The following is a 7056-nucleotide window of genomic DNA, read 5'->3' on the forward strand; positions in this document are numbered from 1 at the left end:
AAGATACAAGATTTAAGATACAAGATACAAGATTCAAGACACAAGATTCAAGACACAAGATTTAAGACACAAGATTTAAGATACAAGATTCAAGATACAAGATTCAAGATTTAAGATACAAGATACAAGATTCAAGACACAAGATACAAGATACAAGATTTAAGATTCAAGACACAAGATTCAAGATACAAGATTCAAGATACAAGATTCAAGATTTAAGATACAAGATACAAGATACAAGATTCAAGGTACAAGATTTTAGACATTAGATGTTAGACATTAGACGTTAGATTTTAGACGTTAGATATTTAATAATACGTATCTTTGCTAGTCAAACTTCAAACTTCAAACTTCAAATTTCAAACTTCAAACTTCAAACTTCAAGACGTTAGATGTCTTATAAGTTCAAACGGCTAAATATCTTACCTATTGAACCTCGTTTCGTAAGTAATGCTAGATCGATAAATTAAAATAAATAACTTAGTTTAAGCCCGATTTTAGGGCCGTTAATATCAATTGTTTCTTCAGAAATGATTGTTCCACTTTTGATTTCCTGGGTATAAGAACCAATGATGTACTGGAATTCAACCCCAATGCTAAAATTAGTACTGACAGGATATTCAAATCCAGCGATGCCTTGAAATTGTGGAGAATATCCATTTGGCTCCTGATTTGTTTGCGGGCCTTTATAATTTGCTGTGATAAAATTAATACCTGCACCGGCTCCTAAATAGGAATAGATGCTTTTAAACCGCCACAAAACATCCAGATTAACAGAGATATAATTTAAGGTGAGTTCCTCGGTCCAATTTAAATCTCCTTCTATTTTGGCATTTGTTGAATAATAACCTCCTCCAAGCCGCATGGTAACTGGAAGATTTTGCATCCAATATTCTAAATATAATGAAGAATATAAGGATCCTGTAAATTGAAACCCTGTACGATTGATATAATAATCGAGACTGGGGTTATAATAACCGGTTACCAAGCTAATGGCCCTAAACCCATGGTTGCCTTTATCAATAACTTTTGCCGAATCTGATTGTGCAAACATTCCGCTCACAAGGAAAATTGTCAGAATGAAACTTAAATATATTTTTTTCATCGTATATAATTTTAATAAATAGGTTGGATGGAACTCGCATATGAGATTTTCATCCTTGTTTCCGTTTAACGAACATGCTCGTTTCATTTTTGTAAATTTTACTATTTTATCAATTTATTAAAATATTAATTACCACCAGAATCATGTCCGCCGGAGTCATGACAATCGGATGCACTATACGCTATCGAATAAGATAAGGCACTTTGTGGTATCCCATTTACCGTTTCTATGACTGCTAAGTTTGCTTTATTTCTCATTACATAGTTTCGTGTTGGAACATTGATTGTAGCAGAGCGGGTAAACCATAATGCTGCCGGAGCCTGGATGACGGTACTCACAGTAACGGTAGAAGCGGCAATTTGCATACGAGCCGAATATTCAGGGCCGTATCCTTTGGCATAGCTGAAAGGTGCATTTAATGCTTCACTACAACCCGAGGTAAATGATTGCGAGTAGGTTCCGGTTGTAAATACTGCTTCCCAGCTTTCAACTACAGCCCAATAACCTGAGCGCGATATTTGAACAGTTCCTGTTAATCCACCATTGCTGATAACAACATTCACAAATTGGCCCGTGGTAACCCAATTTTCGTTATATTCATACAGCCTGGCAGTGATTCCTTTGCTAAGCATTGCCTGTGAGAAATTCAATGAAAACTCAATGGACACAGGTGTGCTAAATGTGGTAACCGGAGTAATCACAAATGCTGAAGTTTTGGTTCCGAAATCAGTATCAACTGATTTTAAACCTGCCGGATTATTATTACCAGCTACAGGGGGTATTTGTGTAAATGAAATGCTTGTAGTCCCTGTTCCGGTAATAGCACCTGCCGGTATCGTCATTGTTGCTGAATTGCTTCCGGTACCATTAGTTCCATTGCCTATAGGAGGAGCAACAACCTGGCCGCCTGTTAAATTGTTAACCACCACCGGAGGGGTTGATTTTGTTAATAATAGTTCTACCTGAGCACTGTAATCAGAAGTACGGTCACCCGGAAGAATAACATTAAATTGAACAGATTGGCCAATATATCCATCCTTAGAAGAGGTAATGGTATATAAGCCATTTGTTAACTCTGTAATTGTATAAGAGCCGGATGTAGGAGATACGTTTTGTGTTCCTGATGGACTTTGAATTTTTAATTGATAGGAACTAATGCTTTCTCCGATTTTGGAACTACTGGTTTTAATTATCAAAGCATGTTCACCGTCGGGCAATACTAAATCATCTCTGTCGATAGGCCCTACATTTTTGCTGCATTGCACCAAAAACAAAATTAAAACCAGCCCCATCATCGAGATCAAAGTTTTCTTGAATTCTTGAAAAGTTTTCATGTGTTTATTTTTTTAGTTTTTAATTTAAGGTCACATGCCTGCTTGTCGCCTGCCTGGACGGCAGGCAGGGCAGACAGTGAGTACGCTATTAAATAATCATTTTTGTTATGTATTTAATTTATTACTCATGGCTATTTCATACGATTAATTGTTTGATTATTGTTATCTAAATTAGATTTTTAAATAATACGATCCATATTTATAAGCGAATTATAAGTTGATTTTTAATGAAATATGGATTAAAATCCCTGCTCTTTTGTAATATGTTTTCTCCTGTTGAATAATTTTTCCCAGCGTAGGTTTGCCCTCTGAAATTATAGCCCCAGTTAAAATAATGTGATGGTCTGATACGAACTTTATTAATATTAGCATATTTTTTAGGAAAAACCGGAATGGATAAATAGAACCCCACATTATAGGTATCTGTAGTAAGTATCCCGTTAAATCCAACAATCAGGTCATCGAACTGTCGAAGCAGGTCAAAACGCCAACCCTTATCCTGATATAAAAATGTTCCGTACGATGCACTGATTAAAAGATCATAGGCTGCGAAACGATATTCCCCGCCCAGGCGACCTATAAAATAATTATCCTTTTCAAAATAACGATCCTCGTAAGTATTCCCAACATTTGTCCAGGTGGTATAACCCATTTGAGTATAAATTCCCAATAACCCGTTTAAAAAGTATTTCTTTGTTTTAAAATCCACTCCGAATCTATCATAACTAAAGGTTCCTATACTTGCAGTTACAAAAAAGTTATCAGGCAGGCGAATATTCTGACTAAGGTTAATGATTCCTGCTCTGACTTTTGCCCCTTCCATGCTTTTCAAATTATTATAGATTGGGATTAAAGCCTGTGCATTTAAAATGAGCCCCTTATTGAGCTGGATTTGAATATCAGGAGCAACTTCGGCCAAGGCCTGGATAGGGCGGTCGAAATTACCTAATTGCATGCTCAACATGGGTTCAATCAGGAAATCTGTTTTAAAACAGGAGGGATTCGTAAGATTCTTGTTCGTTTTTTGAATATAATAATCGGTGTTCTGGCTGAGGTTTATTTTACTTAAAAAATCCTTTGAATCCATCATTCCCTGCCTGTATTTCTGAAGATTAATTGAGTTTATCTGAATACTGAGCATTGCGATGTTTAAGTATTTGGGTAGCATGATGATTTCATCTGATTCAGGTAATGGCATTTCATGAAGCAAAAAAGCAATTGCATCCGCTTCATGCCTGAAAATACGATTTTCATAAGCCAGAATCAGTGTATTTCCAGATCTGTTGAGCTGTATATTCTCAAATCCGGATTCCTCCATCCAATAGCTGAGTTTATCATAATCACCCGCTCCTGCTGTTTGAAACTGACAGAGCAGCAAAAGAAAAATAAATCCTGTAAGATTTTTGATATCGCTCAAACCAATCATATTTACTTATAAATAGATCCAATAACTTAAACTGCCCTCAAATGATTTTCCATTCCGAAGCACGGGCATAATTTGCAAATGCTTAAACAAAAAAAAACGAAAACCGGTATTCCAATATCTCGAATCATAATCGATCATGGCCGAAACCCAAGGGTAATTGGGATGAACTAATCTGATTCCCCCGAAAAATCCCAATAGATCATAATAATGCGGATTGCCAATTTTAAAGGCATGGCCTAAAGTAATTTCAAGACCTATATTTTCATTCTTTGTAAAAAGCGTTTTGGTCATTACAGCATAGTATGATGCGAAGTAATGTGGACCCCCAGTTATAGATGATATGAAATCATTTCCTCCTAAGGCCAAGGCAGGTGTGTATTCCCTTTCTTTAAATACCCTTAATCGAAAACTAGGCATACGATCTGCAAATTCACGTGTTTCATATTCTATACGGGGCATATCAATTTTACGGGTATAGCGGATTCCCATCTCAAGAAATGGCAGAAATGTGATGGTGGCATAAGCTGCAATTGCATCATATTGAAAGCCGGAGTAATTAAGCAAATGCTTGTTTAAAAATGAAGCACCTATGATTAAGGTTTTATCTTCTGACAGGTTTGCTGTTGGAATACGCAATAAACCGGTGCTTCCGGTTAATGATTGGGAATAGCCAAATGAATAAATAATGACAGATAGATGAAAAACAATTAAAATCCTTAAGTGTTTTATTTGAGTAAATAAAGCCATCCGATTATTATTCAAATTTGTAATTTAAAATTCTTGCTCAAGCATCTATTAAGCCAGGTTAAGCCTCGTCGATTTATCCAGAACCGAGTAATACGAATTATTACTAATAAACTCAGGTACGATATCTTTCATTTTGGCTACCAGTGAAAATTCATCTACTTCTTTGATCAATTCAGCAAGTTCATTAATCCCCTGTGAGATATCACCGTTTAAACGGGGACATGATTTGAACCTGAATATTTTAGGGTGATGGGTTGTCAGGACTTTTTCTTCATCAATCATGAGTTCCTCATAGAGTTTTTCTCCCGGACGTAATCCTATCTCTTTGATCAATATTTCATTTTCGGTATAGCCTGATAATTTAATCATCTTTATGGCCAGATCATAAATCCTAACCGGCTTTCCCATATCAAAAATGAGAATCTCCGATCCTTTACCCATGGCTCCTGCTTCCAGAACTAAATTGCAGGCTTCAGGAATAGTCATAAAATACCGCGTAATATCCTTATGTGTTATTGTTATTGGGCCTCCTAAAGCTATTTGCTTTTTGAATAAGGGAACAACAGAGCCATTTGATCCCAAAACATTCCCAAAACGGGTGGTAATAAACTTTGTTTTGCATCCCTCCTTCGGCGGGCAAGTTTTCAGACTTTGTATGTACATCTCAGCAATCCGTTTTGAAGCGCCCATGACATTGGTTGGGTTAACTGCTTTATCGGTAGATATCATCACAAATTTATCAATCCCATATTTTACGGATAAGTCTGCAATAATCATAGTACCAATAACATTTACCATGACTGCTTCATAAGGATTTTGCTCCATTAAGGGAACATGTTTGTAAGCTGCGGCATGATATATAATATCGGGATTAAAACTTTTAAAGATGTCATCCATTCGGGGCTTATTATTAACGTTGGCCACAATAAATTCTATTTGCGGATATTTTTTTTGGAATAGGGGAGATGAGTTAAGTTCAAATTGTAAATCAAAGATTGCGGATTCAGCCTGATCAACAATAATCAAACATTTCGGAGCATAATTTAGCATCTGCCGAACAATCTCAGAACCAATAGATCCGGCTCCACCTGTTATCATTACCGTTTTATCCCTTAAATCTTCAGCAATATTTTTGTTGTTAAGTTCAATAATGTCACGCTCAAGCAATTCTTCAATATTAACCGCTCTAAATTGATTCGAGCTTAGTTGGCCATCTATCCACATTTGTATTCGAGGGACAACTTTTACTTGCAGATTTAATTCAAGACCTTTACCAATGATTTTTTTCTTCTTTTCAATTGAAATATCCTGAATAGCAATAATCAGTTGTTTTATATTGTGCTGTGCTATATATGATGACTGAAATACTTCATTTGATGCCAGTACAGGAATCCCCTCTACTTTTTTACCAATTTTTGAGCGGTTATCATCAATATAAGCAATTACTTCATAACGATGCACAACGTCTTTTATGAGTGCGTTTTTTGCCAGCATCCCACCCGAACCCGCTCCATAAATAATCACAGGAATTTTTTCTTTAAGATAGTTTCGGGTTACTTGTATGAAAAATAATTTTATAACCACCCTGAATCCTATCAGAGAAAAAGAGGACAATAGAAAATGTAGAATGACGATAGAATAAGGCACAATGTAGGTGACTTCCTTATGGTTTAGATCCAAAGCGATATTAATTCCAATTAGCAGAAATAGAGAAATTCCGTTGGCCTTGATAATTCTAAAAACATCTGAAAGCCCTGTATGCCTTAGTATTCCAACATAAGGTCTGATCAGGAGAAAAGCAATCAGATATACTGCAGTTGTTTTCCCCAGTTGATATACAAACGCAGTAGGGACAATGACTGAGATATCGAAATTAAACCTGATAACATAAGCCATTGCAAAGCAGAAGCAAACGATGCACAAATCTGCTACTAAAACCATCCAACTGGATAGATAACGTTTAGCGTATAAGGCTACGAGATATTTGATCATAATATTATTAATTAAAATAATATTCTCTCAAAACGAATTAAAAATTAAATATTCGTTAGGGTGGGAACTGAATATTAAATGTAAATGTATGTTATTATTCTTTTATATCAAAATTAATGATTGAAATCCTATTATTAGTGATTAACTCCTTTACCTGAAAGAACTGAAATAAATGTGAGGCTGATGATTTTAAGATCGAACCAGATTGATTTGCGATCAGGATATTCTTTTTCCAAGGCTACTTTATCTTCTAAAGATCGTCATCTCTCCCATTAATTTTTGCCCAACCGGTGACACCCGGTTTGAGTTTTTCCACTCCTGCAGCAACGCAAAGCCATTAAATCAGCCTGATTATAAAGGGCAGGACCCGGCCCGACGAATACCATGTTCCCTTTAAAGATGTTCAATAAATAATGCTGACTCATTGCAACTTTTGCGTTTTGTTTATTAAA

At 35.9% G+C, this 7056-nt stretch carries 6 protein-coding genes; all 6 read right to left on the bottom strand.

Annotated elements, in window-relative coordinates; genetic code table 11:
- Positions 1–466: 466 nt before the first annotated feature.
- Positions 467–1105 (bottom strand): porin family protein, encoded by a 639-nt coding sequence (locus tag KKG99_05875; protein MBU1012513.1) that lies wholly within the window; start codon positions 1103–1105, stop codon positions 467–469.
- A gap of 125 nt (positions 1106–1230) precedes the next feature.
- Entirely contained in the window at positions 1231–2439 is a 1209-nt protein-coding gene (locus tag KKG99_05880; protein ID MBU1012514.1) for a hypothetical protein, read from the bottom strand.
- 199 nt (positions 2440–2638) lie between these two features.
- A complete protein-coding gene (locus tag KKG99_05885; protein ID MBU1012515.1) occupies positions 2639–3856 on the bottom strand; it encodes a YjbH domain-containing protein in 1218 nt (405 codons plus the stop codon).
- A gap of 15 nt (positions 3857–3871) precedes the next feature.
- The gene (locus tag KKG99_05890) at positions 3872–4612 is read right to left on the bottom strand and encodes a YjbH domain-containing protein (protein MBU1012516.1); all 741 of its coding nucleotides are present in this window, start codon (positions 4610–4612) and stop codon (positions 3872–3874) included.
- Positions 4613–4660: 48 nt separating this feature from the next.
- The gene (locus KKG99_05895) at positions 4661–6604 is read right to left on the bottom strand and encodes a polysaccharide biosynthesis protein (protein MBU1012517.1); all 1944 of its coding nucleotides are present in this window, start codon (positions 6602–6604) and stop codon (positions 4661–4663) included.
- A 272-nt stretch (positions 6605–6876) separates the two neighbouring features.
- The coding region (locus KKG99_05900) for a hypothetical protein (protein MBU1012518.1) at positions 6877–7056 on the bottom strand (180 nt) is incomplete at its 5' end.

It is taken from the genome of Bacteroidota bacterium, from assembly GCA_018816945.1.
Taxonomy (GTDB): Bacteria; Bacteroidota; Bacteroidia; order Bacteroidales.

Bases quoted from the DNA above. Each gene is read 5' to 3' on its own strand.
- KKG99_05875 (MBU1012513.1), bottom strand. From the start codon at position 1,105: ATGAAAAAAATATATTTAAGTTTCATTCTGACAATTTTCCTTGTGAGC.
- KKG99_05880 (MBU1012514.1), bottom strand. From the start codon at position 2,439: ATGAAAACTTTTCAAGAATTCAAGAAAACTTTGATCTCGATGATGGGG.
- KKG99_05890 (MBU1012516.1), bottom strand. From the start codon at position 4,612: ATGGCTTTATTTACTCAAATAAAACACTTAAGGATTTTAATTGTTTTT.
- KKG99_05895 (MBU1012517.1), bottom strand. From the start codon at position 6,604: ATGATCAAATATCTCGTAGCCTTATACGCTAAACGTTATCTATCCAGT.